Origin of the sequence: Dermacoccus sp. CCH2-D9, assembly GCF_001556795.1 — a bacterium.
Taxonomy (GTDB): domain Bacteria; phylum Actinomycetota; class Actinomycetes; order Actinomycetales; family Dermatophilaceae; genus Dermacoccus; species Dermacoccus nishinomiyaensis.
The window spans coordinates 1-1,288 of the sequence record NZ_LSJT01000056.1 but is presented as its reverse complement, the minus strand read 5'-3'; the positions used below and the strand labels follow the sequence as shown (position 1 = coordinate 1,288).

The following is a 1,288-nucleotide window of genomic DNA, read 5'->3' as shown; positions in this document are numbered from 1 at the left end:
GATCACGTTGCACTTCACCCCGACCAGCGGGTCCTGGCTCAACCTCGTCGAGGTTGGGCCCTGACCCCGGGTCTTGGACACGTGGAATCCAGCAGTTGCTGGAGGAAGCGAGATGATCAGGACTATGGCCAGGAAGAACTACTCCGATGAGTTCCGTCGGCAGGCCGTCGACTTGTACGAGTCCACTCCCGATGCCACGTTGAAGGGCATCGCCGCCGATCTGGGGGTGTCCCGGGGAACGTTGGCGGACTGGGTGAGGGCGTTCGGGACAGGTTCGACGGCTGCGCCACCAGAACACTCCTCCAGCGGCGCGAAGTCGGCCGGTACCGAGTCCGCGGCGGTGAGGATCGCCCGGTTGGAGGCGGAGAACGCCCGGCTACGGGCCGACAAGGTCAAGGTCGAGACCGAGCGGGACATCCTGCGGAAAGCGGCCAAGTATTTCGCTGGGGAGACGAACTGGTGAACCGCTTCCAGTTCGTCGCCGACCACCAGCACGCCTTCGAGGTGAAGCGGTTGTGTCAGGCTGTGGAGGTCTCCCGGTCATCGTTCTACGCCTGGTGCGCCGCCGCACCGGCCCGGGCCGAACGGGTCGTGGCCGATGCCGAGCTCGCCGAACGGATCCGGACCGTCCAGGACCCGAAGACCGGTGGTGACCCCGCCTACGGGGCACCCAGGGTGACCGCTGAACTCAACGACGGCGTGCCGGCCGAGGACCGGGTCAACCACAAGCGGGTCGCCCGGGTGATGCGCCACCACGGGCTGGCCGGGATCCGGCTCCGCCGCCGGGTCCGGACCACGCTGCCCGAGCCAGCCGACCAGAAGTACCCCGACCTGCTCAGGCGGGACTTCACCGCAGAGCGGCCCAACACCATCTACGTCGGCGACATCACCTACCTGCCGCTGCCTGAGGGCCGCAATCTGTACCTGGCCACCGTGATCGACTGTTTCTCCCGCAAACTCGCCGGCTGGGCGATCGCCGACCACATGCGCACCGAACTCGTCGAAGACGCACTCAAGGCTGCCCGCCGTGACCGGGGCAGCCTGGCCGGGGCGGTGTTCCACAGCGATCACGGGTCGGTCTACACCTCGGCTGACTACGCCAAACTCTGCGGCCAACTCGGCGTCACCCAATCCATGGGTGCCGTCGGCACCAGCGCCGACAACGCCCTGGCCGAGTCATTCAACGCCACCCTGAAACGCGAACTCCTCGCTGGCGCCGCCACGTTCACCGACGCCACCAGCTGCCGGCGGGCTGTGTTCCGGTGGGCCACCCGCTACAACACCCGCC

2 protein-coding genes are annotated in these 1,288 nt (G+C 67.6%); both read left to right on the top strand.

Annotation, left to right across the window (positions count from 1 at the left end; all coding sequences use genetic code 11):
• Positions 1 to 124 precede the first annotated feature (124 nt).
• On the top strand, positions 125 to 463 hold the full coding sequence (locus AX669_RS14180) for a transposase (RefSeq protein ID WP_082740604.1): 339 nt from the start codon (positions 125 to 127) through the stop codon (positions 461 to 463).
• The coding region (locus tag AX669_RS05225) for an IS3 family transposase (RefSeq protein WP_062257057.1) at positions 460 to 1,288 on the top strand (829 nt) is incomplete at its 3' end. The genes AX669_RS14180 and AX669_RS05225, both read left to right, overlap by 4 nt.

Excerpts from the sequence above, each read along its gene's own strand:
- AX669_RS14180 (WP_082740604.1), top strand. The coding sequence starts at position 125 with ATGGCCAGGAAGAACTACTCCGATGAGTTCCGTCGGCAGGCCGTCGAC.